Below are 567 nucleotides of genomic sequence, written 5' to 3' on the forward strand. Positions count from 1 at the left end.
GTAGAGCCCTTCCGGGGTGAGCCGCCGCCGTCCCTGGTGATCGACCCGCCACGCGACCTCACGCACCGCATCGACAGTCTGGGCGTCGCTGATGGTGCGTGCGGCGGGCCGACGCGAACGCCAGGCCCGATAGGTGCGTGCGGCGATCTGGCAACCCTGCTCCCGCAGGACTCGGCAGATCGACTCGACCGCTACACCTTCAGCTCGCATCGTGTCGATGAACGCGATGATCATCGATTGCGGGGGTCGAGTTCCCCCGCGAAGAAAGTCGTCGCCGCTTTCAACACCGCCACGTCCTCACGCAGTTGCCGGTTCTCGGCCTTGAGCTTCTTGATCTCGGCCGATTCCTCCGAGGTCACGCCCGGGCGTTGCCCGGTATCGACTTGATTCTGCACCGCCCACCGGCGGACCGATTCCTTCCCAACGCCGACCTGCTTGGCCACAGCCTCGGCCGCCGCTGTCAGCGACGCATACTCACCACCATGGGTCTGCAACAACCGCAACGCCCGCTCACGGACCTCTGGATCGATCTTCTTCGGCATAACGCTCATCCTTCCTAACTCAGAA

The 567-nt window shown here is 64.6% G+C and carries 1 pseudogene; it reads right to left on the reverse strand.

The features are described 5' to 3' along the window. A pseudogene (locus ACXMYJ_RS29345) lies at positions 1-542 on the reverse strand (transposase); the annotation flags it as partial. Positions 543-567: the final 25 nt, after the last annotated feature.

It is taken from the genome of Mycobacterium sp. ZZG (assembly GCF_054786995.1).